Source organism: Pasteurella canis (assembly GCF_900454865.1).
Lineage (GTDB): Bacteria > Pseudomonadota > Gammaproteobacteria > Enterobacterales > Pasteurellaceae > Pasteurella > Pasteurella canis.
The window spans coordinates 1446987-1472057 of the sequence record NZ_UGTV01000015.1 but is presented as its reverse complement, the minus strand read 5'-3'; the positions used below and the strand labels follow the sequence as shown (position 1 = coordinate 1472057).

The following is a 25071-nucleotide window of genomic DNA, read 5'->3' as shown; positions in this document are numbered from 1 at the left end:
TTAAACCTTAATGAGTTAAAAATAAACAAAAAATCCATAAAGATTTTAGTGGATTTTTGTTTGCAAAGTGTAGGCAGTTTGAATATTAATGAATATGCGGAGATAAAAAAATATTGTAGAATTTGCCTCACTTGAACCGCATTATAAGTGCGGGCGTTTTTATCAGGATCTTATATGACAAAAAGTATCAAACTCGAATTAGAACAATTACGGAATACCTTACGCTATCATGAATATCAATATCATGTGCTGGATAGCCCTCAAATTCCTGATGCAGAATATGATCGTTTGTTTCATCAATTAAAAAATCTTGAAAAACAATATCCAGAGTTGATAACCACAGACTCACCAACACAACGTGTTGGGGCAAAACCTTTATCTGGGTTTACTGAAGTAAAGCATGAAATCCCTATGTTATCGTTAGATAATGCTTTTTCAGATGAAGAGCTTAAGGCATTTGTTAAGCGTATTGATGATCGTCTTATTGTATCACCAGAGCAATTGACCTTTTGTTGTGAGCCCAAACTTGATGGATTGGCTGTAAGTATTTTGTATGTCGAGGGTAAATTAGTACAAGCGGCGACGCGTGGAGATGGGACCACTGGCGAGGACATTACTTCTAATATTCGTACTATACGTAATATTCCCCTGCAATTATTAACAGAAAAGCCACCGAAACGTTTGGAAATACGTGGTGAAATATTTATGCCGCAGACAGGGTTTGAATTGTTAAATGAGAAAGCCTTAGCAAGAGGAGAAAAAACCTTTGCTAATCCGCGTAATGCAGCAGCAGGATCATTACGTCAATTAGATCCTAAAATTACTAGTCAACGTCCATTAGTACTTAATGCTTATGGGATTGGTATTGCAGAAGGGATCGAATTACCGACAACTCATTTCGAGCGTTTACAATGGCTTAAAACAATCGGGATTCCAGTGAATACGGAAGTTCAGTTGTGTCATGGTATAACACAGGTATTGGATTTTTATCGTCAAATTATGCAAAAACGCAGTAACTTAGGCTATGACATTGATGGAACAGTGATTAAAGTCAATGATATTGAGTTACAAGAAGAACTCGGTTTTATTTCGAAAGCACCACGTTGGGCGATTGCCTATAAGTTTCCTGCACAAGAAGAACTTACAATATTAAATAGTGTTGAGTTTCAGGTGGGAAGAACAGGTGCGATTACACCTGTCGCAAAATTATCTCCAGTATTTGTAGCGGGTGTGACAGTGAGTAATGCGACTTTACATAATGGTGATGAAATTGAGCGCTTAGATATTGCTATTGGCGATACAGTAATCATTCGTCGTGCTGGTGATGTGATCCCTCAAATTATAGGTGTTGTGCATGAGAAACGTCCTGCGGATGCTAAAAAAATTGAGTTTCCATCAAATTGCCCAGTATGTGATTCCATTATCGTACGTATTGAGGGTGAGGCTGTTGCGCGTTGTACAGGTGGTTTATTTTGTGCAGCACAACGTAAGGAAGCACTAAAACATTTTGTTTCGCGTAAAGCAATGGATATTGATGGTGTGGGTGCTAAACTCATCGAGCAATTAGTCGATCGTGAACAAATTCATACACCAGCAGATTTATTTAAGTTAGATCTTACTACATTAATGCGTCTAGAGCGCATGGGACCAAAATCTGCACAAAATGCATTAGACAGTTTGGAAAAAGCGAAAAAAACGACATTAGCCCGTTTTATTTTTGCATTAGGCATTCGTGAAGTGGGCGAAGCGACTGCACTAAACTTAGCGAATTATTTCAAATCATTAACCGCGTTAAAAGAAGCAAGTCTTGAACAATTACAGCAAGTTCAAGATGTTGGGGAGGTGGTTGCCAATCGTATTTTTGTATTCTGGCGTGAGCCACATAATGTCGCAGTTGTCGAAGACCTATTGGCGCAGGGGATTTATTGGGAAACTGTCGAGCTGAAAGAAGCAGACGATAATCCATTTAAAGAAAAAACAGTCGTTTTAACAGGCACTTTAACTCAAATGGGGCGGACAGAGGCTAAAGCATTATTGCAAAGTTTAGGTGCAAAGGTGAGTGGTAGTGTGTCCGCGAAAACAGATTTAGTGATAGCAGGTGAAAGTGCAGGATCTAAACTGACAAAAGCAAATGAGTTGAATGTACAAGTCATTGATGAGCAAACTTTCTTAGATTGGTCACAACCTTATCGTTAAGAAAAAAGAAAACCGCTTAAAATAGACGTTTAAGCGGTTTTTTATATGGGATATAACGCACTTCTCACTATCAAAGTGCGGTCAGTTTTTGAGAAATTAAGAAAGGTATTTTGCTTTTAATTCTTTTGCGAAAGCCACTTTCTCTGGTGTTAATTCTTTTGTCATTGGTTCACGGCAATAGCCAGATTCAACACCATCAAGTTTTAATAACTCTTTAATTGTTAGGTATAAACCATTAGATAAAATACCTTCGATTAAATCGTTAGTTACATGTTGAATTTCAAGAGCTTCTTTTAATTTGCCCGCTTGTGTTAATTCAAAAATTTGACGTGCACGGACACCATTTACGTTGAATGTACTACCGATTGCACCATCGACACCTAATGCTGCTGCAGGTAACATCATTTCGTCGAAACCAGCCCAAATTAAGTGATTTGGATAAGCTTTTTTCAAGCGTTCTAATAGATAGAAATCACCCGCTGTAAATTTCACACCTAATACTTTAGGGTTTTTATAAAGCTCACCGAATTGTTCAACACCAATGTTTACACCTGTTAAGAATGGAATAGAGTAAACGATCATGTAGTTACCTGTAGCTTCAATAATGCTATCGTAGTAGTGTTTGATTTCTGGGAAACTGAATTTGTAGTAGAAAGGTGTGACGGCAGATAAGCTATCATAACCTAATTCTGTTGCATATTTACCTAGCTCAATTGCTTCCTGTAAGTTGACGCTACCTACTTGTGCAATTAATGCAATTTGATCTTTTGCTTCATCTTTTGCAATACGGAAGATTTCTTTTTTCTCTTCTGTTGAAAGCATAAAGTTTTCACCCGTACTGCCACCAACATAAAGGCCATCGACTTTCATTTTGTCGATATTATAACGAACGATTTCGCGTAGGCCTTTTTCGTTGATTGAACCATCAGCGTTGAAAGAAACTAACAATGCGCTGAAGATACCTTTTAAGTTTTTCATTGGACACTCCTATAAATGTGTTATTTGACACGTTGTTCTAAAATGACATTAACTGTTTTTTGCTTCGTTTTAGTTGCTTTATCTTCAGTCGCTTGGACGATTAAAGTGTAAATCAAATCTAAGACAAAAAGTTGAGCAATTTTTGTTCCCATGGAATCACCTTGTAATTGCCCTTGACGATTACCATTAATCAACACGTGGTCAGCGGCATGGGTAATTGGTGAACGTAGGTTATGTGTGATAGCGATAGTTGTCGCTTCATTTTTTTTCGCAATATTAAGTGCTTGGATCACTTCTTTAGAGTAACCAGAGTGACTAATACCAATCACCACATCGCCTGGTTGCATCAGAGCGGCTTGCATATACATAAAGTGGTTATTCGAAGTAGAGTCCACTTGTAAGCCAATACGCATAAATTTATTTTTCGCATCTTCTGCAGTAATGCCTGAAGAGCCTACACCAAATAAGAAAATACGTTTTGCCTTCATCATCAAATTGACAATGGTTTCTAACTCATTGAAATCTAATAGATTCACTGTCTCTGAGATGACATTGGTTATAGTACTTTGTAATTTTGCGGCAATGCTTCTTGGATCATCGGAAGATGAGATATCCGTATCGAGTAAAGAATGGTATTGCTTTTCTCTAGTAGCTAATTCAATTGCAAGTTCTAATTTAAAGTCAGTGAAGCCTCTGAAGCCGAGTGTACGGCAGAAACGAATAAATGTTGCTTCACCGACATCAAGGTGTTTCGCAATATCAGAAAGAGAAGACTGACTGAGCAAATCTGGCGATGCAAGAATCGTTGCAGCAATTCTTTTTTCTGTTTTAGTAAGGCTATCGTGTAGCGCACCAATTGTATCTAAAATTTTTCCACTGACTAACATAGAGGCTCCTTAAAAGTGCGATCAAAATTACAGTAATTCTACTGGCACTTTCACCACAAGTTTCTTCAGACTGACCACTTGATTATCAACATTACAGCCAGGTTTATGTGGCTCATAAGGTAAGAACACGACAAACATATTAGGTTTTAAGGTCAATGTACTCTTATATTCAATTTCTGGTGTGAGTTGATAGTCATCTTTCTCATCATAGTCGGTATAATTAGTGAGTGTTGGATAAGCAACACTATATTCAATGTTTTCTTTGCCAGAAATCAATACTTGTACATCAATATATTGACGATGTAATTCTGCCTGTTTGCTTTCAGCTGCGGCTGTATCAAATGCCATGACATTCATATAAATTTGATCGGTAATATCATGACGACCTGTTTCTAATGCAGCTAAATCTAGCGTATTTAAATATTCACATACCTCAATGATGACTTTAGGTAGACCCAATCTAAAGTCATCACGAGTTAAATCACCAATAAACATAATCTTCTCCTATTTCAAATTGATACCTTGTTGTAGACAATCGCCTACCCACCAAGCTGCGCCAATTAACCCTGCATCTTGTCCATAACGAGCTTGTTCTACAGTGCAATGATAGAAATGTGGCATCGCATGTAAATATTGTTGGACTAAAGGTAAATAACCTTCAGCTAAGCCAACACTGCCACCAACGACCACTTTTTGTACATCTAAACCAATGACTAAATCTGCGATTAAATGAGAGATTGCTTTTGCTGAACGTTGAATAAGTGCGGTCGCTTTTTCATCATTTTTTCTAAATAGCTCGAAGGCTTCTTTGGGGGTGCAAGGCGGATTCCACTGGCTAGATACAGCTTCAATCGCACGTCCAGCAGCAACTGCCTCTACACAACCTACGCGACCACAACCGCAGAGAGGGCCATTCGGATCAGCTAGGGTATGCCCAATGTGACCTGCGACACCATTAGGTTCAGTCAGTAAACGGCGTTCTAAAATGATTCCTCCACCGACACCTGTTGATACAGTGATAAAGACGAAATTTTGGATTTTGTTTTTATCTTCATCTTTATATTCTGCACAGGCTGCTGCTTGTACATCATTGAGTAAACCAATAGGTTTATTTGTATGCTGTGCAATACTTTGTTTCAGCGGAAATTCAGCTAATCCCCCTAAATTCTTTGGATTAAGCGCAGTTAAGATACCATTATTAATAATGCCAGTTGAAGCAACAGCAACATAATCAAATTGTCCAGCATATTGTGCTAGGATTTGTGCCAAAGTCTCATGCATTGCATTTGCTGCATCTGCCTGTGGAGTAGAGATTTGTTGACGCTGCTCGATTTTGCCGTCAACAACAATTGCTGAGGCAATTTTAGTGCCACCAATATCCAATGCTAAACAACGCATAATTTCTCCTTTCTACTTAAAACTATTTGGCTGATTTAACCGCATCAGCAAACCAACTGACAATATGTTCTAGGCGTGTTAATGCAGAACCTACTGTGACAGAATAAGCACCAATTTCAATAGCGACTTTTGCTAATTCAGGTGTATTGTAACGCCCCTCAGCCATCACGCGGCAACCTGCAGCATTAAGATCTTTAACCAGTTGATAGTCTGGCTCTGAGGGGACCTCCCCCCCTGTATAACCTGACATTGTGCTACCAATGATTTCAACACCTAAGTTTTGGCAGTGCATACCCTCTTCAAAATTAGAACAGTCAGCCATCGCTAAACAACCTAACTCTTTAATCCGTTTTACAATTGCTTCGCGTGTGGTAGGGCGGATACGGTCAGTACCATCAAATGCAATAATATCTGCACCAGCAGCAGCTAAATCATCAATATCTTGTAAAAACGGGCTAATACGAACAGGACTATCATCTAGATCTCGCTTGACAATACCGATGATAGGAACATTAACAACTTTACGAGTCGCTTTGAGATTTTCAATACCTTCAATACGTAAACCAGCGGCACCACCAATCACAGAGGCTTGTGCCATAGCAGCAACAATTTCAGGTGAGTCCATAGGACCATCATCGACAGGTTGGCAAGAGGCAATTAATCCATATTTGATTTGTTCTAAAATTTGTTGATGTGATAATTTTGACATGTTAACTCCAGTCTTATTTTGTCAAAAGAAGATTGACTCCAATTTGTATAGATTAATCTTAGAATAAAAAAATAACAACTAAAATAATGAAAATTTGCGATCTCTGTCGCATATTTAGACACAAGTATTTTGTGGTTTTATTTCAGTGATTATTTCTTTTATTTAAAGACATTTTTAATGTTTATTGTTGTAAATATTTTTCTAATAAATTAGCCAGAACTTGATAACCTTCTTGATTGAAATGTAATCCATCAGTACATAAAGCTAAATTTAATTCATGGTCACTATTGCTAAAGACCGATTGTGTTTCAATATAAGTTACAGTCTCAGGGCAGTTTGCTTTTAAATAAGTGTTAAGTGTATTAATTTGTGTATTAGTGACCGTTGAAATAGCGTTTACTGGGGTAGCTTCTAATAAATAGTAGTGTGAATGTGGAGAGATAGTATGTAAATGATCCAGTATTTGATTCAACCACTCCATGACTTTAGCGGGAGAATACTCTTTTTCTTTACAAATATCGTTCACCCCTAAGAAAAGGAAGATATGTTTACCTAAATGAGTGATAAGTTTAGGTTTAATAATTACATCAAGATATTGTCGAGTACTTACGCCAGAAATACCTAAATTAGCGACACTTTGGTTTGCTAGAGTTGGTGTTCCATTAGGTAGGTCTTCCCACATATCAAATAATGAATGACCAATTAAACTAATGTCTGCTTTTTTTTTAAACTCATTAGATTTTATTTGATAGCGATGAAAAATATCTTGGTCACTTAGCATGGCTTTACTACCTATATTGAAATAAAACTCCAAGCATTATATAAAACATCGTTTTTTGGTAAACATTTTACATCGTTTTAGAGGGGAGAAATGTTCAATTTTGTGACGTAGCTATCATTTATGAAATAAAACTTCATTTTCTATATAAAAAATAGTTTTTTCACTTTAGAATGCAGACGTGTGAAATTTATTTCATCATTATTTTAACGTAATCCCAACGTAACCAATAGAGGAGAACTCATAATGAAATTTAAAAAACTACTACTCGCATCTTTATGTTTAGGCGTTTCGGCTTCTGTTTTTGCAGCAGATTACGATCTTAAATTCGGTATGGTAGCAGGCCCAAGCTCGAACGAATATAAAGCAGTAGAATTTTTTGCTAAAGAAGTGAAAGAAAAATCTAACGGCAAAATTGAGGTTGCGATTTTCCCTAGTGCGCAATTAGGTGATGACCGTGTTATGATTAAACAATTAAAAGACGGTGCATTAGATTTCACATTAGGTGAGTCAGCGCGTTTCCAAATTTACTTCCCTGAAGCAGAAGTATTTGCATTACCTTACATGATCCCAAATTTTGAAACAGCGAAGAAAGCATTATTAGATACAAAATTTGGTCAAGGTTTATTGAAAAAAATTGATAAAGAATTAAATGTAGAAGTATTATCTGTTGCTTATAATGGTACTCGCCAAACAACATCTAACCGTGCTATTAACAGCATTGATGATATGAAAGGCTTAAAACTACGTGTACCTAACGCAGCAACTAACCTTGCATATGCTAAATATGTTGGTGCAGCGCCAACGCCAATGGCATTCTCAGAAGTGTATTTAGCGCTTCAAACTAACTCTGTAGATGGTCAAGAGAACCCATTACCAACAATCCAAGCACAAAAATTCTATGAAGTACAAAAATACTTAGCGTTAACTAACCATATCTTAAATGACCAACTTTATCTTGTAAGTAATGAAACAATGTCTGATTTACCAGAAGACTTACAAAAAGTGGTTAAAGATGCGGCAGCTAAAGCAGCTGAGTACCATACTAAACTCTTCGTTGATGGTGAAAATAGCTTAGTTGAATTTTTCAAAGGTCAAGGCGTAACTGTAACTACACCAGATCTCAAACCATTTAAAGCAGCATTAACACCATACTATGATGAGTATCTCAAGAAAAATGGTGAAGTCGGTAAAATGGCTGTAGAAGAAATTTCTAATTTAACTAAATAAATGTGAGTAACCTTATCCCTATATTCTTAAGGGATAAGGTTCATTTTTATTGGGTTGTTGAGGTATCTATGAAAATAATAAATAAATTAGAAGAATGGATCGGTGGCGTGATGTTCATCGGAATCTTTCTGATTCTGTTAGCACAAATCGTTGCTCGTCAAATTTTTCATTCCCCATTTATTTGGAGTGAAGAACTCGCAAGATTGCTATTTATCTATGTCGGCTTATTGGGTATCAGTATGGGTATTCGTAGCCAGCAACATGTTTACATTGATTTTTTAACTAATTTTATGCCTGAGAAAGTGAGAAGAGTGACAAACTCTTTTGTACAAATTCTCATTTTTATTTCGATCATTATTTTTATCCATTTAGGTTTTAAAGTTTGGTTCGATTCTAGTTTTAAAATGGAAGCATTAACTGCTTTTGCCTCGGATTTAATTGGTCGAGAAACGATTATTTATGAAAAATGGATGTATGCCGCATTACCATTTATTTCTTGCTTAATGTTATTCCGCTTTTTCCAGGCACAAGCTGAAAACTATAGAAACAAATTAAGCTATATTCCAGTTATTGCTTTTATCATTAGTGCGGTCATTATTTTTGCAATTTTATTTATTGAACCAGATTGGTATAAAGTATTACGTATTTCTAACTATGTGAAATTTGGTAGTGATGCTGTTTATATTACTTTAGTTGTCTGGCTTATTATTATGTTTATAGGGACCCCTGTTGGTTGGTCACTATTCATTGCAACTTTACTTTATTTTGCAATGACACGTTGGAACATTGTTAACTCGGCATCATCAAAATTAACAGATAGTTTAAACAGCTTCCCATTATTAAGTGTACCGTTCTTTATTTTAACGGGTATTTTGATGAATACAGGGGGAATTACAGAGCGTATTTTTGATTTCGCACGTGCATTACTCGGTCATTATAGAGGCGGTATGGGGCATGTAAATATCGGTGCGAGTTTAATTTTCTCTGGTATGTCAGGTTCAGCGCTCGCTGATGCAGGCGGCTTGGGTCAATTAGAAATTAAAGCGATGCGTGATGCTGGATATGATGATGATATTTGTGGTGGTATTACCGCAGCTTCTTGTATTATCGGTCCACTTGTCCCCCCAAGTATTGCAATGATTATCTATGGTGTTATTGCTAACCAGTCAATTGCTAAATTATTTATTGCAGGCTTCGTACCAGGTGTATTAGTGACGATCGCGTTAATGATAATGAACTATTATGTGGCTAAAAAACGTGGTTATCCAAGAACACCAAAAGCGACTTTAGAACAACGTTGTCAAGCATTTAAAAAAGCAATTTGGGCAGTGTTAACACCAATATTGATTATCGGGGGAATTTTCTCTGGTTTATTTACTCCGACTGAAGCAGCGGTTATTGCAGCGTTTTATTCAATCATCATTGGTATGTTTGTATATAAAGAGTTAGACTTCAAAATGCTATTTAAAAGCTGTATTGAAGCAATGGCAATTACAGGGGTGACCGCACTTATGGTGATGACTGTGACCTTCTTCGGTGACATGATTGCACGTGAGCAAGTTGCAATGAAGATCGCAGAAGTCTTTGTAGCAGTTGCTGACTCACCAACAACAGTATTAGTAATGATCAACTTATTATTGTTATTCTTAGGGATGTTCATTGACGCGTTAGCATTGCAATTCTTAGTATTACCAATGTTAATTCCAATTGCGGTTCACTTTGGTATTGATTTGATTTTCTTTGGTGTAATGACGACGTTGAATATGATGATTGGTATTTTAACTCCACCAATGGGTATGGCGTTATTCGTAGTTGCTCGTGTAGGTAATATGCCAGTAAGTACTGTGGCGAAAGGGGTTTTACCATTCTTAGTCCCAATTTTTGTTACATTAGTATTGATTACGATTTTCCCACAAATTATCACCTTTATACCAAATCTTCTGATGCCTTAATGGCGTGAGGAAATGGAATTCAAAGCCAGTCGTGTTTGGCTGGCTTTAACTTAAAACTTGCCATTCAATGTTGTATCTGAATAGGTATTCATTCTTACTAACCTAACTAATTGAGGTAATAAAATGAAATTTACAAAAACAGCTTTATTTGCAGCTCTAGCAGCAACCGCTTTCGCAGCACAAGCAGGACAATATCCAGATTTACCAGAAGGCATTAAAGCGGGCGCTGGTGCATTAGTTGGTGATACCGTTTATGTGGGTTTAGGTGGCACTGGTACAACTAAATTCTATTCATTAAATCTTAAAGATCCAAAAGAGTGGAAAGAAATTGCTGAATTCCCAGGTGGTAAACGTAATCAACCTGTTGCTGCTGGTGTAAATGGTAAACTTTATGTGTTTGGTGGCTTCCAAGATACTGATGTTGCAAAAAATCAAATTATCAATGATGCATATGAATACAATCCTGCAGATAATACTTGGATGAAATTACCAACGCGTTCACCACGCTCAACTTCTGTTGGTGCGAGTGTTGCAGCAGATGGCGGCAAGATTTATTTCGTTGGTGGTGTAAACCATGAAATTTGGAATGGTTTATTCCAAGATGTCAAAGCAGCGGGTGGTGATAAAGAGAAAGAAAAAGCAATTTTTGATCCATATTTCAATTTACGCGCACAAGATTTCTTCTTCTCACCTGAAATTCTAAGTTATGAGCCAGCAAACAATGTATGGCGTAATGAGGGTTACTTCCCATATTCAGGTCGTGCAGGCGCAGCAGTGGCAATCAAAGATGGTAAATTGTTAGTTGTAAATGGCGAAGTAAAAGCAGGTTTACGCTCACCGGGCAGCGCAGTAGGAACTATTGGTAAAGATGGTGTTACTTGGAAAAAATTAGGTGATTTACCTGCACCAAAAGGTTATGACAAACAAGACGGTATTGCTGGTGGTATGGGCGGATATACTAACGGCCATTATATTGTCACAGGTGGTGCAAACTTCCCAGGCGCGCTTGCAAACTATGAAAAAGGTATCATGGATGCGCACCGTACAGGTGGTTTGAAGAAAACTTATCATAAAGATGTATATGCATTAGATGCAAAAAGTGGTAACTGGAAAATTGTCGGTGAGCTTCCTGCTAACATCGGCTATGGGCTAGCAGTTTCTTATAATAACAAAGTATTATTGATCGGTGGTGAAACTGATGGTGGTAAACCACTCACTTCAGTTCAGACAATGAGCTTTGATGGTAAAAAACTAACTGTAGAATAATTGTCGAATTGATCATAAACATGATCTTTTTATTTAAGGGCAAGCGAGTTGGCTTGCCTTTTTTATGTGGTTACGTTGTTAGTTTTTACAAATAATGGGATTGTCTCAAAGCATAAATCAGTCAACAACCATACTAAAAAGGTAGACATGCAGTCTACCTTGATTTTGTCTAAGCAGGATATATTGAGGTGTAAAATTTTTGTGTTTTCAACCGCACTTTGATCCTTAATTTAGAAACGTGTAGTCAAGTCAGTTAACCATGCAGGGCTTAATTCGACTAGCCAAATTTCAATTTGTTTGTCAAATCCAGTTAAGACTAATAAACCGACAACAAGTAGACTCCAACCCATGATTTTGCGCCCTTTCTGACCAGCATCGGCCAATTTCTCCCGTTTGTCACGGAAAAATTGACGAGAAAGGAGACCAATTGCAATTAATGGAATAACGGCACCTAAGCTAAAGATCACCATGACTAAAGCAACGCTTACAAGGGCTTCTCCTTGGCTAGCGAGTGCAATTGCTGCGCCTAATGTTGGACCAATACAAGGTGCCCAAACAATACCTAACAATATACCCACTAAAAATTGCCCAATAGCAGACTCAGGATTAAAGCCACTTAACCATGCTTCGCCACGACCACTTAATGCGGAAGTATAATGACTAAACAAGGCTTGTAAGCGATTGCTGAGTAACCAAAAGGCGACTAACAGCATTAATATTGCTGCCCCATAACGCAAATATTCACTATTTAAACCAAGTGCTAATCCAATAGAGGCAATAACTGTACCAACCAAAGTGAAAGAAATTGCCATACCAAAAGCAAGGGTAAATAAACCTATTTTACGTTTTGCCATCGCTGAAGAGGCAACGATAGGCAAAATAGGTAATACACAAGGTGAAAGCGTTGTCAGTAATCCTGCTAATAAGCTTAGTGCTAATACTGTTAGGCTAATATCCATATAAGCAACCTCATGAACTATTCAGATACCGTGATAAACTGACGTAAGCGCGATTCATTGGTTTCTGCAATACCACGGCGTAATTCTTTGCCTTCATTGAACAAAATTAACGTACTTTGACGCGTTACATTGAAGCGTTTAAGTACTTCTTTTTGCTGGTCGTAGTCAACTTTAAATACGCTGTAATCATTGAATTGCTCTTCTTGTAGCATTGGCTCTAAGATACTTAATTGACGTTTACAAGTTGGGCACCAATCAGCATAAACATCGACTAAAACGGGTTTATTCGTTTGCAGTGCAGCATCAAATGAAGCTTGCTCAAAAGGTTTAAAATCAACGGCTAGAATCTGAATTGACATGAATAATGTTGCAAGAAATACAAAAAGTTTTTTCATAAAATGCTCCTAAAGCGTGTTAAAAAATTAATGGGTATCATGATTAATTTAGACGAAAGATTATACAAATTATTACAGAAAATTTGATAAAAATGACCGCACTTTATAAAAAAGCCCAATACATAAGTATTGGGCTTGATAGCTAAGAAAGTTATTTATTGATTAGCAACCACTTTTCCGTCTAGATAATCAATCGTGACTAATTGATTAGGAAGTAACTTACCAGACAGAATTTGCTGTGCTAATGGGTTTTCAATTTCTTGTTGAATAGCACGTTTCAACGGTCTTGCACCATAAACTGGGTCATAACCTACTTCACTAATAAAGTCTAAACACGCATCTGTAAAGCGTAATTGATAGCCATGGCTTTCCATACGTTTGATCAAGCGAGCTAGTTGGATTGTCGCAATCTCACGAATGTTTTCTTTGCCTAATGGGTGGAAGACAACGCTTTCATCAATACGGTTGATAAATTCTGGGCGGAAATGTTGTCCTACGACAGACATCACTAAAGCTTTCATGCTGTCATAATCCATATCTTTGTTTTCTTGGATGAGATGTGAGCCTAAGTTAGAAGTCATAATCACAACGGTATTGCGGAAGTCAACAGTACGACCTTGACCATCAGTTAAACGTCCATCATCTAACACTTGTAATAAAATATTGAACACATCATGGTGTGCTTTTTCGACTTCATCAAGCAAAATCACCGAGTATGGGCGACGGCGTACAGCTTCTGTTAAATAGCCACCTTCTTCGTAACCAACGTAACCTGGAGGTGCACCAACTAAGCGAGATACGCTGTGTTTTTCCATAAATTCTGACATATCAATACGTACCATGGCGTTTTCATCATCAAATAAGAAGTTAGCCAATGTTTTACATAATTCCGTTTTACCTACGCCAGTTGGTCCTAAGAATAAGAAAGAACCAATAGGACGATTTGGATCTGATAATCCTGCACGACTACGGCGAATAGCATTCGCTACCGCTTCAATTGCTTCATGTTGACCAATCACTCGTTTATGTAACTCGTCCTCCATACGTAATAATTTTTCTTTCTCGCCTTCCATCATTTTTGCTACAGGGATGCCAGTCGCGCGAGAAAGCACTTCTGCAATTTCTTCATCGGTAACACGATAGCGGAGTAAGGTCATTTCTTTGCCCTCTGCTGATTCTGCTTGGGCTAATTGTTTTTCCAAAGTCGGAATAACACCATATTGCAACTCAGACATCTTAGCGAAATCGCTAGCACGACGCGCTTGTTCCATTTGAGTTTTTGCATTGTCTAATTCCGCTTTAATATGTTGCGTACCAGAAAGTGCAGCTTTTTCTGCTTTCCACACCTCTTCTAGTTCGGCATATTCACGTTCTTTTTCGCTCAATTCTTTTTCCAGCATATCTAAACGTTTACGGCTGGCATCATCGTCTTCTTTTTGTAACGCTTGTTGTTCCAATTTTAATTGGATAATGCGGCGTTCTAAACGATCCAATGGCTGTGGCTTTGAGTCAATTTCCATACGGATACTTGATGCAGCCTCATCTATTAAGTCAATCGCTTTATCTGGCAATTGGCGATCGGAGATATAACGGTGCGAAAGTGTTGCTGCCGCCACGATTGCAGGGTCAGTAATTTGTACGTGGTGGTGGATCTCATAACGTTCTTTTAAACCACGCAAGATCGCAATAGTGTCTTCTACTGTTGGTTCACCAACAAATACTTTTTGGAAACGGCGTTCTAGTGCGGCGTCTTTTTCGATATATTGACGATATTCATCTAAAGTTGTCGCGCCAACACAATGCAATTCCCCACGTGCTAAACTCGGTTTGAGTAAATTTCCAGCATCCATTGCCCCATCTGTTTTACCTGCACCGACCATTGTGTGAATTTCGTCGATGAATAAAATCACACGACCTTCTTCTTTCGCAAGTTCATTTAAAACTGCTTTTAAGCGCTCTTCAAATTCACCTCTATATTTCGCCCCTGCAATTAATGCGCCCATATCAAGTGAAAGTACCCGTTTATTTTTCAGACCCTCAGGCACTTCACCATTGATAATACGTTGTGCTAATCCTTCAACGATCGCAGTTTTACCAACCCCAGGCTCACCAATTAACACGGGGTTATTTTTAGTACGGCGTTGTAAGACTTGAATCGCTCGACGAATTTCCTCATCACGTCCAATCACAGGATCTAGTTTGCCGCTTTCAGCACGTGCGGTCAGATCGATTGTATATTTATCCAATGCTTGTCGACTTTCTTCTGCGTTTTGGTCATTGACATTTTGTCCTCCGCGCACTTGTTGAATAGCCTGTTGTAAATTTTCTTTTTTTACACCGCTCTTTCTGAATATTTCACCTAAGGTCTTGTCTTCTAGTGCAGCTAATAAAAAGATCTCAGATGAGATAAATTTGTCCTGACGTTGTTGGGCAAGTTTATCGCACAGGTTTAATAAATTAATTAAACTACGTGAAATCTGTATATCTCCACCATTTCCTGATACTTGCGGTAAACGATTCAGCTCACTATGTAATTCATTGCGTAATAAAGCTAAATTAGCGCCTGCTGCAGTTAAAATTGGAGCAATAGAGCCATCTTGTTGGTTTAATAAAGCCGTTAATAAATGAATAGGTTCAATAAATTGGTTATCTTTACCAATTGCTAGAGATTGTGCTTCGCTAATCGCTTGTTGAAACTTTGTCGTAAATTTTTCGATATTCATATTCCATGTCCTCTTTTGCATCTAAATTAAGTTAAAGGGCAATATCCCCTCGATTTACAAGGATTAAATAAGCGCATTTTTTAGTTTTTCAAGGGGGGATGTAGAATATTTTAAGAAATGCCTATTAAACTTTATTTTTTAATAGCTTGTATGAAATTTTGATGGCTTTTTAAACTTTTTATTAAAATCGCATTCTTATATCAGTGGCATTAAAATATGAATGAGCAATAAAACTATCGATATTATAATTCAAAAGCGGATTAATTTTCTTTCTGACTAAGATTATCTCGTTGAAGTTCTGTACTCTGTTTACTCATTTTCTCTGACTGTTATAATGCGAAGAATTAACAGTTTTTTATACAAGGATAGGAAATGCAGTTTTCCAAAATGCATGGTTTAGGTAACGATTTTATCGTCATTGATGCAGTTACTCAAAATTTATACTTTTCAGCAGACACAATTAAACGATTGGCGGATCGCCATCGAGGAATTGGGTTTGATCAAATGCTAGTTGTAGAGCCACCTTATGATCCAGATTTAGATTTCCATTATCGTATTTTTAATGCAGATGGAAGTGAAGTGGCACAATGTGGTAATGGAGCACGTTGCTTTGCTCGTTTTGTGATTTTAAAAGGATTAACAGATAAAAAAGAGATTACGGTTAGTACACAAACAGGCAAAATGATCTTGAATGTACTTGAAAATGAAAAAGTGCGAGTCAATATGGGGGAACCCATTTGGGAACCTGCCAAAATTCCATTTACAGCAAATAAATTTGAGAAAAATTATATTTTGCGGACGGATATTCAAACTGTGTTGTGTGGCGCTGTTTCGATGGGTAATCCTCATTGTGTTGTACAAGTTGATGATATTCTCAAAGCAAATGTAGAACAATTAGGACCATTATTAGAAAAACATGAGCGCTTTCCTGAACGTGTTAATGCTGGGTTTATGCAAGTAGTGAATCGGCGACATATTAAATTACGTGTTTATGAAAGAGGGGCTGGAGAAACACAAGCTTGTGGAAGTGGGGCTTGTGCGGCAGCAGCTGTAGGTATTATGCAAGGTTTGTTAGATAACAAAGTACAAGTGGATCTACCTGGTGGCAGTTTAACAATTGAATGGGAAGGCGTAGGAAAACCATTGTTTATGACTGGGGAAGCAACACACGTGTATGATGGAGTAATTAAATTATAGTTTTCTGTTACTTTTCTGTGCTTTCTGCAAGTACAGAAAAGTAGGTTGTTATCACAGCGAAACAGGAAATGAAAAAATAAGTGAATAAACATTATGCAAAATTTAACCCATACTCAAATAAGGGACTACCTCACTCAGCATCCAGATTTTTTTCTCGATCATCCCGAATTGCTTGATTACCTCAATCTTTATTACTCACAAAAAAATACGCTTTCGTTGGTAGAATTACAGCTTGAGCGTCAACGCCATCGAATTAAAGAACTTGAGGCAGAATTAGAAAAATTTACTCAATTAGCTATTCAAAATAGTGATATTTTCCTCGGGCTGTTGCCTTTACAACAACAGCTTTCACAAGCAAGCAACATCACAGAGGGGATCCAAAAACTGGATCTATGGGTAAAAAAATTTGAGTTACAGCAAGCCAAAATCCTGTTATTTACGGATGAATGGGAAAAACGAACGAGTTTAAGTGAGGAAGTGTGGCTCGATCGCAAAGCTTTTGAGATCGTGCGTTTGGAGCGTTTTGGGTTACGTCGTTTTTACCTTGGTCAAATGACGCATAAAGAAAAAACAATGTTATTTTTGCCAGAGGAGTTTCCAATTGGCTCAGTAGCGTGTTGCTTGCTTGGGTGTAAAACAGGACAGAAAGCCACTGCACTCTTGCTGTTTTCTGCGAGAGATGAGCGCCATTTTCATAATGGACAGGATACGGAATTTTTAAAACATCTAGTGGATATTGTAGAGCTACATTTAGGGCGCTGGGTAGATAATTTTAAACGCTAATGCGGAAGAAGGATAACGATCAGAATGCAAACACAGCTTGAAAAATATTGGAATTACCTACGTATTGAGCGTCAAGTGAGTCCTCATACACTGAGTAATTACCAACGTCAGCTGAATCGTATTGTGGAAATATTACTTGAAAATGGTATTACTGGTTGGCAATCTGTTTCTGCTAGTGTAGTTCGATTTATTTTAGCACAAAGCAAAAAAGAAGGCTTACATGAAAGAAGTTTAGCTTTGCGTTTGTCTGCATTACGTAAATTCTTATCCTACTTAGTGCAGCAAGGGGAGCTGTCTGTGAATCCTGCAACAGGCATTTCTGCACCGAAACAAGGACGTTATTTACCTAAAAATATTGATGCGGAACAAGTACAGAAATTACTCAGTAATGACAGTAAAGAACCCATTGATATTCGTGATAGAGCAATGCTTGAGCTACTTTATAGTTCTGGATTGCGTTTGTCTGAATTACAAGGGCTTAACTTAACAAGTATTAATACTCGAGTACGTGAGGTCCGTGTGATTGGTAAAGGGAATAAAGAGCGCATTGTGCCTTTTGGACGTTATGCTGCTCATGCATTGCAGCAATGGCTTAAAGTGCGGTTACTTTTTAATCCAAAAGATGAGGCATTATTTGTGAGTCAGCTTGGTAACCGTTTGACCCATCGATCTATTCAAAAACGCCTTGAAGTGTGGGGTATTAAACAAGGTTTAAACAGCCATCTAAATCCCCATAAATTACGTCATTCCTTTGCGACTCATATGCTTGAGGCTAGTTCGGATTTACGTGCAGTACAAGAACTATTAGGACACAGTAATTTATCGACAACACAGATTTATACCCATTTAAACTTTCAACATTTAGCGGAAGTATATGACTCTGCCCACCCACGCGCAAAGCGTAAAAATAGGAAAATGGAATGAAATTTTACCGCACTTTACAACCTTTTAAACTGATTAGCTTTGATTTGGACGATACGCTTTATGATAATACTGAAGTCATTCGTTTAGCAGAGCAGCACTTTTTGGCACAATTAAAACAAGAAAGCCAACTTCATGAGCTTACTACTGACATTTGGCGTGATTGGAAAAATAAAGTGGCGCAACAAAATTCGATTTTGAGTGAAGATGTAGTGGAATGGCGTATAGAAAGTATGCGACAACTTTTGGCTTATCATCAAAAAAGTGCGGTCGAAATGACACGAATTTTACAATCCGTAATGGATGTGTTTGTGGAATGGCGCCACAAAATTGAAGTGCCAAACCAAAGCCAGCAAGTGTTGAATACTTTAAAAGCCAAATATCCATTAGTCGCGATTACTAATGGTAATGTGGAACCACAACGTATTGGCTTGACACAGTTTGATTTAGTATTACGTGGTGGCGAACAGGGTCGAGCGAAGCCACACCAAGATTTATTTCACCAAACTGCTCAACAATTTGGTGTACAGCCCCAAGAAATTTTGCATGTAGGCGATAATTTAATTGCCGATATACAAGGCGCAATTCAAGCCAATTGTCAGGCAGTTTGGATTAATCAGTCTGGGAAAAACTTACGCGACTTTTCAGACGCAACATTGGTGCCAACAGTAGAAATTACAGATTTGACGCAATTGCTGTTGTTATCAGCATAATTCCTATCAAATAATAGGAGTGAAATGTGTTAAAAGAACGTGAAAACAGAATTCAATTATGGTTTGAAATGTGGTTACAGCAAAGGGATCTCGGTATAGTAGACATTTTTGCGGAGAATGTACTCTACATTGAAAGCTGGGGACCACAATATGTTAATCGAAAAATGCTTAAGCATTGGTTTGAAGAATGGAATCAGCGAGGAAAAGTTGTAAGCTGGGTGATAAAACAATATTTTCACAATGGAAATCAAACGGTTGTTGAATGGTGTTTTAAAGATGAGATGGATAATGGAAAAGTCGATATGTTTGACGGTATGTCACTTATTGAATGGAATGAAACTGGTCAGATCATCTTTGTAAAAGAATTTGGCTGTAAGCAAAACAATTATAACCCCTACGAAAAAGGCTTAGAACCACAATTTAGAGATGACCAAGTAGATTGGTTGTAATATTGAGTGCTTTTTAACATTTATTTTGTTTATTTAATATCTCAGATGCTACCTGTGAGTAATGGCTGATTGATATCTTGAACTAACTGTCTATATTATTTTTCATCAACCGCTTTTTTATTACACAGCCATAATCCAACGACAATTAAGCAAGCACTTACAATATGATAAGTATGCAGCTGTTCATTTAGAACTAAAATCCCGAATATTGCGGCAAATAGAGGTGTGGCATTAGTGAAAGCCGCGCCTTTTGCACCTCCTACAATTGAAATCCCATAATTCCAAAAGGCATAAGAAAGAATCGATGGTCCGATAATTAAATAACCAATAATCCAGTATTGGTGACTGCTGAGTGTAGAGATGAAATTCTGTTCTAACTGTAAGTATTGCCAAATAAAAACAGGTGTAAAAAGTAACATTGCGATACAGACTTGGGCTGTTAACATCATCGTATTAGGCAATGTGGCTGGTTTTAATCGAATAATACAACAATAAAGTGCCCAACTAATCGCAGAACCAATTGCCCATAGATCGCCTTGATTGATGTCGAGTTGGTATAAACGATTTAGCTCACCATGACTGAGTAACCAGAGTACTCCGGTAAAACTTGTTATCGCCCCTAATAAAAGCATAGGGCGAATTGGATCAGCAAAGATTAAACGATTTAAAAATAAGACAACAATCGGTACAACAGCCAGATAAATACTAGCATTCAGTGTAGTGGTTGTTTGTAAACCCTGATAGAGAAAAACAGGAAAAATTACGATACCTAACAGGGCAAGTGCGGTCAAAATTAACCAATTTTGACGAATAATCGGGAAAAATTGAGGTAAGTTTTTGCCAAAGAGGAGGAATAGAATAAAAGCAGCAGGTAACCAACGAGAGTAGTTTAACAGAATTGGAGCGATGTCATTGCTTAACATTTTACCAAAAAGGTAGTTGCCTCCCCAAAATAAGGTCGCTAAAACTAAGCAAAAATAACCGTATCCTTGTTTTTGTCTCATAAATTGCCACGTTTAATAATAATGCCAACATTTTTTGCCTGAGCGACGGCTTTAGGCTTGCTTAATTTTAAGCGTAATCCTTGAATACCAAAGCGTTGTTGTAATTGATCTGCCACTTCATAAGCTACACGTTCAATGAGTAAGAAGGATTTTGATTGAACATAATCAATAATAAACTCGCTCACTTCTGCATAGTTTAAACAATATTGTACATCGTCAGTTTCTGCCGCTTTGCTACTATCCCAAGCCATTTCAAGATCAAATACTAATTTTTGTTTAATTTGTTGTTCCCAGTCATAGACACCGATCTGAGCGAAAACAGTCAATTCTTCAATGAAAATGTGATCAATCATTCATTTATTCCTTCTGATCGAAAAATATAGTAGGCTTATGCTACCAAGTTTATGTACAATAGACGAACATATTTTTCCTCTTTGCCACTCTAAAGGACTAACTAATGAGCCTTTTCGCTATTTTCTATATGGTAGTTGCCTATTTATTAGGCTCTGTTTCAAGTGCGATTTTGTTATGTCGTTTAGCTGGTCTGCCTGATCCAAGAAACAGTGGTTCAAACAATCCTGGTGCAACGAATGTATTACGTATTGGTGGACGTTGGATTGCATTGGGGGTGTTATTATTTGATATGTTTAAAGGCATGCTACCTGTGTGGTTAGGGTATTATTTAGGACTCACTCACTTTGAGTTAGGTATGGTTGCGTTAGGTGCCTGTTTGGGACATATTTTCCCTATTTTCTTTAAGTTTAAAGGTGGTAAAGGCGTAGCTACTGCATTTGGCGCGATTGCACCTATTTCGTGGGGTGTAGCTGGATCTATGTTAGGTACATGGTTACTTGTCTTTTTAATCACTGGTTATTCTTCTTTAAGTGCGGTGTTAACAGCACTCATAGTTCCTTTTTATGTTTGGTGGTTTAAGCCTGAATTTACTTTTCCTGTGGCGTTAGTATGTTGTTTATTGATTTATCGCCACCACGATAATATTCAACGTTTATGGCGTGGGCAGGAAGATAAAGTATGGCATAAATTAAAAAAGCAAAATCAGTCTAGCAAAGAATAAGTAAGCAAAGTCATTTTAATTCTTTAATCAATGATTGATTGAGATTTAAAATAAAGAATCAGTTATAAAGACAAAACAGAGATTGAAAAAGCAGACTAATTAGTCTGCTTTTTTAGTTAAAGAGGAACAAAATTATGCTAATTGATAAGGGAGTGCAAAAGGTGTTAATTCAGTTTGCTCTGATAATCTGAATTGAGAGCCTTCTTCGATTTGATTATTCAACACCACTTGTAACCATAAAGTGCCTTCAAAATTAGCTACATTTATAATAGAACCTGTTTTACGCCAGTTTGTTTCCAATTGTATTTCAATTTCACTCCTCAATTCAGGGATGTCTTGGCTATGAGCAACAAAAGTGAACATTGCACGTTTATTTGCACCACGATATTTAGCTCGTGCTACAATCTCTTGTCCAATATAACAGCCTTTTTGGAAAGAAATCGCATTTTCTAGGCTCTGCAAATTTAACGCTTGTGGAATAAATTCTCCCTGTGTTTCTGTGCTTAACATGGGAATACCATCTTGAATGTCCAAAAGATCCCATGCTGGATGGGCTGCATTAGGGGTGATATCTAATGGCGTTGGATGGAGTAGTATCATTCTAGGTTGTTGGCTATTGAGGTGAAGACGAATCTTAGCTGGAACTTCATCACAGACATTAATAATTTTTTGACCTGCTAAACCAATGATGTGCCAATCAAGTTCTGTAAAAGTGACTTTTGAAAAGACAGCATATTTTTTGAGTTGTTCTAATGCGGTGGGCAATAGGTTTTTTTTAATTAGAAGGTAGAAACATTGTGCTTCTGTACGAATTAATCGAAATAGTGAAGTGACTTTACCTTTAGGATCACAATGGGCTGTCAGTGTTGAAGCGCCTTCAGCAAGTTGACTTACATCGCAAGTTAATTGTCCTTGTAAGAATTTTTCAGCATCTTCCCCTTTAATTTCAATTAAGGTGTATTGTTGTAAATCGCAAGCTATAAAATCTTGCATTTCCGTTAATAATGAATAAGTCATATCCTTTTTCCTTACTCTAAGTTTTGAATTTGTTCACGCATTTGTTCAATTAATACTTTTAATTCTACCGCAGAATTTGTCACTTCAGTATTAATTGATTTTGAGGCAAGAGTATTAGATTCACGGTTTAATTCTTGCATCATAAAGTCTAATTTACGACCAATTGCGCCTCCTTTTTGCAAAATGGCTTGCGTTTCTTTTACATGTAATTGCAGGCGATCTAACTCTTCTGCGACATCGACACGTTGTGCAACTAAAACCATTTCTTGCTCAAGTCGTTGCGGATCAGCTTGTAAATTAATTTCTTCAAAGCGTTGGAGTAGACGATCGCGTTGCCATTGTAAAATTTCTGGCATTTTTGACCGCACTTTGTCTGCTTCAATAGAAATAGTCGCTAAGCGTTGTTCAATTAACGCTTGTACTTTTTCACCTTCTCTAGCTCGCATAGCAATAAAATCCGCTAATAGAGTATCGAATCCTTGTAATAATTGCTGACTGATAAGATCAAGATCTTGTTCTGGAGCCTCTATGACACCAGGGTAACGTAAGATATCATTTGGGTTAATTTCTCCTTCGCCCGCTTGTTGTTTAATCCATTGCAACGATTGAATGACTTGTTGGGCTAAAGCTTTGTTTAAATTAAGTTCAGTTACAATTTGTTTTTTATTATCAATCCGTAATGAACATTCGATTTTACCGCGAGTGAGATTTTGGCGCAGTTTTTCACGCAATGTATTTTCTAGACCACGAAATTGTTCAGGTAAACGAAAAAATGTTTCTAAATAACGTTGGTTTACTGAACGAATTTCCCATACGGCATCACCCCAATCTTGTTTTATTTCAAGGCGAGCAAAGGCGGTCATACTATAGATCATGTGAATTCCTTAAGTGTTATGAAAAGATGAACGGCTAAACACGGCTATTGTACTTGTAAATTTCGTTTCTGTCAGTTTGTTTGCATGCTAAAATAACGCGAATTTTTTATCAGAATAGCAAATAATAAAGGAATAACTTATGCGTCCAAATGCACGTGCAAATAATCAGCCTCGTTCAATAAAAATAACTCGTCATTACACAAAACATGCTGAAGGTTCTGTGCTCGTCGAATTTGGTGAGACTAAAGTATTATGTACAGCAACAGTTGAAGAGTCAGTACCGCGTTTTTTAAAAGGTCAGAATCAAGGTTGGGTGACAGCAGAATATGGTATGTTACCACGTTCCACCCACAGTCGTATGCAACGTGAGGCAGCGAAAGGTAAACAGGGTGGGCGGACGATGGAGATCCAACGTTTAATTGCGCGGTCATTACGTGCGATGGTGGATTTAGAAGCATTAGGTGAGCGTTCTATTACGTTAGATTGCGATGTGATCCAAGCTGATGGTGGGACGCGAACAGCTTCGATTACGGGGGCTTGTGTTGCTTTATGTGATGCAATTAATACATTAGTTGAAAATGGCACTTTAAAAACGAATCCAATCAAAGGATTAGTTGCGGCAATTTCAGTGGGAATTGTAGAGGGTGAGGCAGTGTGTGACTTAGAATATGTTGAAGACTCTGCAGCAGAAACCGATATGAATGTCGTGATGATGGAAGATAGTAGAATGATCGAAGTACAGGGAACGGCAGAAGGTGAACCATTTAGCCATGAAGAGCTTTTAAAGTTACTTGAATTGGCGAAACAGGGTTGTGATGTGATTTTTGCAGCTCAGCGTCAAGCGTTAGCAGAATAAAAAGGATTTTGTAATGGAAGCCTATAAATTAGAATTTATCCAGTTTGCATTAAGTCGCCAAGTCTTGAAATTTGGTGAATTTACTCTGAAATCAGGGCGTATTAGCCCATATTTTTTTAATGCGGGTTTATTTAATACGGGTGCTGATTTAGCACGTTTAGGTGAGTTTTATGCAAAAGCTATTCAAGCCCATAGACCCGAGTATGATGTTATTTTTGGCCCCGCTTATAAAGGTATTCCAATTGCGACAACTCTGTCTGTCGCGTTATTTAATCAATTTCAAGTTGATAAACCTGTTTGTTTTAATCGTAAAGAGGCCAAAGATCATGGTGAGGGTGGTAATTTAATTGGTGCGCCTCTGCAAGGAAAAGTGTTATTAGTTGATGATGTGATTACTGCTGGGACAGCCATTCGCGAGTCGATGACATTAATTGCTGCCAATAATGCACAATTAAGTGCAGTACTTATTGCCTTAAACCGTAAAGAAAAAGGAAAAGGTGAGTTATCAGCCATTCAGGAAGTTGAACGAGATTATCAATGCCAAGTTTTATCTATTATTGATTTTGATGACTTGATGCTATTTATTGAACAAGAGGCGCAATATCAACAATATTTACCCGCTATGCGTATTTACCGAGAGCAATATGGGGTGAAATAAGCGAAAAGTGCGGTCTGTTTTAAGGAAATTTTAAGTATTATGAGCTAATTTA

At 37.5% G+C, this 25071-nt stretch carries 25 protein-coding genes; 12 read left to right on the top strand and 13 right to left on the bottom strand.

All coding sequences use genetic code 11. The annotated features are described in order from the left end of the window. Positions 1-174: 174 nt before the first annotated feature. A complete protein-coding gene (ligA, locus tag DYE19_RS07525) occupies positions 175-2196 on the top strand; it encodes an NAD-dependent DNA ligase LigA (RefSeq protein WP_115323150.1) in 2022 nt (673 codons plus the stop codon). Between the two features lie 96 nt (positions 2197-2292). Here the strand turns inward: ligA and nanA are convergent, their stop codons facing one another. The 6 genes from nanA to DYE19_RS07495 all read right to left on the bottom strand — a co-directional run bounded on the left by nanA (position 2293) and on the right by DYE19_RS07495 (position 6949). Next, positions 2293-3174, bottom strand: a complete 882-nt coding sequence (gene nanA, locus DYE19_RS07520; protein WP_005764817.1) for an N-acetylneuraminate lyase — start codon at positions 3172-3174, stop codon at positions 2293-2295. Positions 3175-3194: 20 nt separating this feature from the next. Beyond that, positions 3195-4061, bottom strand: coding sequence for a MurR/RpiR family transcriptional regulator (locus DYE19_RS07515; RefSeq protein WP_049215521.1), 867 nt, complete (start codon positions 4059-4061; stop codon positions 3195-3197). Positions 4062-4088: 27 nt separating this feature from the next. Then, positions 4089-4556 carry an N-acetylneuraminate anomerase gene (nanQ, locus tag DYE19_RS07510; protein WP_115323149.1) on the bottom strand — a complete coding sequence of 156 codons (468 nt, stop codon included), beginning with the start codon at positions 4554-4556 and terminating at the stop codon, positions 4089-4091. A 9-nt stretch (positions 4557-4565) separates the two neighbouring features. Further along, positions 4566-5459 carry an N-acetylmannosamine kinase gene (locus DYE19_RS07505; RefSeq protein ID WP_049215517.1) on the bottom strand — a complete coding sequence of 298 codons (894 nt, stop codon included), beginning with the start codon at positions 5457-5459 and terminating at the stop codon, positions 4566-4568. Positions 5460-5481: 22 nt separating this feature from the next. Further along, positions 5482-6168 (bottom strand): N-acetylmannosamine-6-phosphate 2-epimerase, encoded by a 687-nt coding sequence (locus DYE19_RS07500; protein WP_049215515.1) that lies wholly within the window; start codon positions 6166-6168, stop codon positions 5482-5484. A 181-nt stretch (positions 6169-6349) separates the two neighbouring features. Next, positions 6350-6949, bottom strand: a complete 600-nt coding sequence (locus tag DYE19_RS07495) for an SGNH/GDSL hydrolase family protein (RefSeq protein WP_115323148.1) — start codon at positions 6947-6949, stop codon at positions 6350-6352. A gap of 243 nt (positions 6950-7192) precedes the next feature. Here DYE19_RS07495 and DYE19_RS07490 point away from each other — a divergent pair, with 243 nt between their 5' ends. The 3 genes from DYE19_RS07490 (at position 7193) to DYE19_RS07480 (ending at position 11394) form a co-directional block, all read left to right on the top strand. Further along, a complete protein-coding gene (locus DYE19_RS07490; RefSeq protein ID WP_049215511.1) occupies positions 7193-8176 on the top strand; it encodes a sialic acid TRAP transporter substrate-binding protein SiaP in 984 nt (327 codons plus the stop codon). A gap of 68 nt (positions 8177-8244) precedes the next feature. Beyond that, a complete protein-coding gene (locus DYE19_RS07485) occupies positions 8245-10128 on the top strand; it encodes a TRAP transporter large permease (RefSeq protein WP_049215509.1) in 1884 nt (627 codons plus the stop codon). Between the two features lie 123 nt (positions 10129-10251). Continuing rightward, positions 10252-11394: an N-acetylneuraminate epimerase gene (locus DYE19_RS07480; RefSeq protein WP_049215508.1), complete on the top strand. Its 1143-nt coding sequence runs from the start codon at positions 10252-10254 to the stop codon at positions 11392-11394. A 230-nt stretch (positions 11395-11624) separates the two neighbouring features. On the opposite strand, the gene DYE19_RS07475 is transcribed toward DYE19_RS07480, so the two are convergent. The 3 genes from DYE19_RS07475 to clpB form a co-directional block, all read right to left on the bottom strand. Further along, positions 11625-12353, bottom strand: a complete 729-nt coding sequence (locus DYE19_RS07475) for a cytochrome c biogenesis CcdA family protein (RefSeq protein ID WP_115323147.1) — start codon at positions 12351-12353, stop codon at positions 11625-11627. A gap of 17 nt (positions 12354-12370) precedes the next feature. Further along, positions 12371-12748: a thioredoxin family protein gene (locus tag DYE19_RS07470; protein WP_115323146.1), complete on the bottom strand. Its 378-nt coding sequence runs from the start codon at positions 12746-12748 to the stop codon at positions 12371-12373. A 155-nt stretch (positions 12749-12903) separates the two neighbouring features. Beyond that, positions 12904-15471 carry an ATP-dependent chaperone ClpB gene (gene clpB, locus DYE19_RS07465; RefSeq protein ID WP_049215501.1) on the bottom strand — a complete coding sequence of 856 codons (2568 nt, stop codon included), beginning with the start codon at positions 15469-15471 and terminating at the stop codon, positions 12904-12906. A gap of 372 nt (positions 15472-15843) precedes the next feature. On the opposite strand from clpB, the gene dapF reads away from it, so the two are divergent. From dapF to DYE19_RS07440, 5 genes are all read left to right on the top strand, one after another. Beyond that, on the top strand, positions 15844-16668 hold the full coding sequence (gene dapF, locus DYE19_RS07460; RefSeq protein WP_115323145.1) for a diaminopimelate epimerase: 825 nt from the start codon (positions 15844-15846) through the stop codon (positions 16666-16668). Between the two features lie 93 nt (positions 16669-16761). Beyond that, positions 16762-17451 carry a DUF484 family protein gene (locus tag DYE19_RS07455; RefSeq protein WP_115323144.1) on the top strand — a complete coding sequence of 230 codons (690 nt, stop codon included), beginning with the start codon at positions 16762-16764 and terminating at the stop codon, positions 17449-17451. Positions 17452-17475: 24 nt separating this feature from the next. Next, a complete protein-coding gene (xerC, locus tag DYE19_RS07450; RefSeq protein ID WP_115323143.1) occupies positions 17476-18375 on the top strand; it encodes a tyrosine recombinase XerC in 900 nt (299 codons plus the stop codon). Further along, positions 18372-19085 (top strand): HAD-IA family hydrolase, encoded by a 714-nt coding sequence (locus tag DYE19_RS07445; RefSeq protein WP_115323142.1) that lies wholly within the window; start codon positions 18372-18374, stop codon positions 19083-19085. The genes xerC and DYE19_RS07445 overlap by 4 nt, the downstream gene beginning before the upstream one ends. A gap of 26 nt (positions 19086-19111) precedes the next feature. After that, entirely contained in the window at positions 19112-19534 is a 423-nt protein-coding gene (locus tag DYE19_RS07440; RefSeq protein WP_174694526.1) for a nuclear transport factor 2 family protein, read from the top strand. Between the two features lie 95 nt (positions 19535-19629). Here DYE19_RS07440 and DYE19_RS07435 read toward each other — a convergent pair whose 3' ends face one another. Together DYE19_RS07435 and folB are read right to left on the bottom strand one after the other, a co-directional pair. Continuing rightward, on the bottom strand, positions 19630-20538 hold the full coding sequence (locus DYE19_RS07435; protein ID WP_115323141.1) for a DMT family transporter: 909 nt from the start codon (positions 20536-20538) through the stop codon (positions 19630-19632). Continuing rightward, a complete protein-coding gene (gene folB / locus DYE19_RS07430) occupies positions 20535-20891 on the bottom strand; it encodes a dihydroneopterin aldolase (protein ID WP_049215488.1) in 357 nt (118 codons plus the stop codon). The genes DYE19_RS07435 and folB overlap by 4 nt, the downstream gene beginning before the upstream one ends. A 104-nt stretch (positions 20892-20995) precedes the next feature. Between folB and plsY the strand changes: the two genes are divergently transcribed. After that, entirely contained in the window at positions 20996-21613 is a 618-nt protein-coding gene (plsY, locus tag DYE19_RS07425; protein ID WP_115323140.1) for a glycerol-3-phosphate 1-O-acyltransferase PlsY, read from the top strand. Positions 21614-21745: 132 nt separating this feature from the next. Here the strand turns inward: plsY and ygfZ are convergent, their stop codons facing one another. Then, complete coding sequence (ygfZ, locus tag DYE19_RS07420) at positions 21746-22630, bottom strand: CAF17-like 4Fe-4S cluster assembly/insertion protein YgfZ (RefSeq protein ID WP_115323139.1); 885 nt, start codon at positions 22628-22630, stop codon at positions 21746-21748. An 11-nt stretch (positions 22631-22641) separates the two neighbouring features. Further along, positions 22642-23505 carry a YicC/YloC family endoribonuclease gene (locus DYE19_RS07415; RefSeq protein ID WP_049215482.1) on the bottom strand — a complete coding sequence of 288 codons (864 nt, stop codon included), beginning with the start codon at positions 23503-23505 and terminating at the stop codon, positions 22642-22644. 139 nt (positions 23506-23644) lie between these two features. Here DYE19_RS07415 and rph point away from each other — a divergent pair, with 139 nt between their 5' ends. Then, the gene (rph, locus tag DYE19_RS07410; protein WP_049215481.1) at positions 23645-24361 is read left to right on the top strand and encodes a ribonuclease PH; all 717 of its coding nucleotides are present in this window, start codon (positions 23645-23647) and stop codon (positions 24359-24361) included. A gap of 13 nt (positions 24362-24374) precedes the next feature. Next, positions 24375-25019 carry an orotate phosphoribosyltransferase gene (pyrE, locus tag DYE19_RS07405; protein WP_049215479.1) on the top strand — a complete coding sequence of 215 codons (645 nt, stop codon included), beginning with the start codon at positions 24375-24377 and terminating at the stop codon, positions 25017-25019. Positions 25020-25071 lie beyond the last annotated feature (52 nt).